Origin of the sequence: Catenibacterium sp. co_0103, assembly GCF_004168205.1 — a bacterium.
Lineage (GTDB): Bacteria > Bacillota_I > Bacilli_A > Erysipelotrichales > Coprobacillaceae > Catenibacterium > Catenibacterium mitsuoka_A.
On the sequence record NZ_RCYB01000209.1, the window covers coordinates 1 to 1,024 of the forward strand.

Sequence of the window (1,024 nt, forward strand, 5' to 3'; positions counted from 1 at the left end):
AAGAATGATGCTTGTCAGTATATACCATATGATTCTTACTGGAGAGACATTTAATCCTTCAGATTATGAATCATTTAAAAATCCTAAGCCACCTATAAAGCAACAAGTTTTAACAGAAGAATCAGCGATAGAGTTTCTTAAGAAATCAGGTTTTGACGTTTCTAAATTAACTAAACCATAATATTCAATTATTCTATTTTTTCTAAATTATTCAAACTTATTTTTAAGTTTGTCTTTTTTTATACGTTTTGATTGATTTTTGTTTCACACTTATAACTGAGAAAGACATATTATCATATTCAGGGACATCTACAAGGTTTATAGAGTAGGTATTTATAAAGTTCTTTAGTCTGCGTAATATCTTGGTTCTATCATTAATTGTTAGTGGTTGATAGAATGGCTGTGGGAAATCAAGTGTATAACCAGTATCCACAAAATGTCTTAATCCCTGCAAGATATAGAGTCCTGATAGATGATCTTTATTACGCTTCACAAACTGTTTTATATGCATAGAATGTTTCTTGAACGATTCCACAAAATCATTATCTTCTAAAAAAACTGGAAATGGATCGTCCTCTTGATAGACTGCACCAATAGGAGGTGCATAGAGAATACAATTGAAATCTTCTATCACATCACTTTTATTGTCCTTATTAGTGATTAAACACTTTGTTTCCTTTAAATATTGATTAAATAGTATTTCATACGCATCATATGTTTCTGCCACTCAAAATGTGATTAAATATACTCACATCGAGATAATGTAAGTTCTTACGAACATTACTTACTATGTCATCGTGCATGCTTTGGATTGACAGAAATCATATCTACTCACAAGTTCTAGTGCACTCCATAGTCGTAAATTCCCGAAATAGCTTTCGGTACATACCTACGTTTGCGTTTATTTATGCAACTTCGTAAGTTGTAGCATCTCTCAGATTAAGTGCAGCATTGAAATCTCTGTCTTCGATATAGCCACAGTCACATCTGAAAATTCTATCTGAAAGCTTTAAATCTTTCTTGA

Annotated in this window: 2 protein-coding genes and 1 pseudogene; 1 reads left to right on the top strand and 2 read right to left on the bottom strand. The window is 31.4% G+C overall.

Annotation, left to right across the window (positions count from 1 at the left end; genetic code table 11):
• Nucleotides 1-181: pseudogene (locus EAI80_RS13575) on the top strand (hypothetical protein); the annotation flags it as partial.
• A 42-nt stretch (nucleotides 182-223) separates the two neighbouring features.
• Here the strand turns inward: EAI80_RS13575 and EAI80_RS13180 are convergent.
• Both EAI80_RS13180 and EAI80_RS14000 read right to left on the bottom strand, forming a co-directional pair.
• On the bottom strand, nucleotides 224-727 hold the full coding sequence (locus EAI80_RS13180; RefSeq protein WP_129982394.1) for a hypothetical protein: 504 nt from the start codon (nucleotides 725-727) through the stop codon (nucleotides 224-226).
• A gap of 178 nt (nucleotides 728-905) precedes the next feature.
• Nucleotides 906-1,024 (bottom strand): zinc ribbon domain-containing protein (locus EAI80_RS14000; RefSeq protein ID WP_153188267.1); only part of this gene is annotated, 119 nt, incomplete at its 5' end.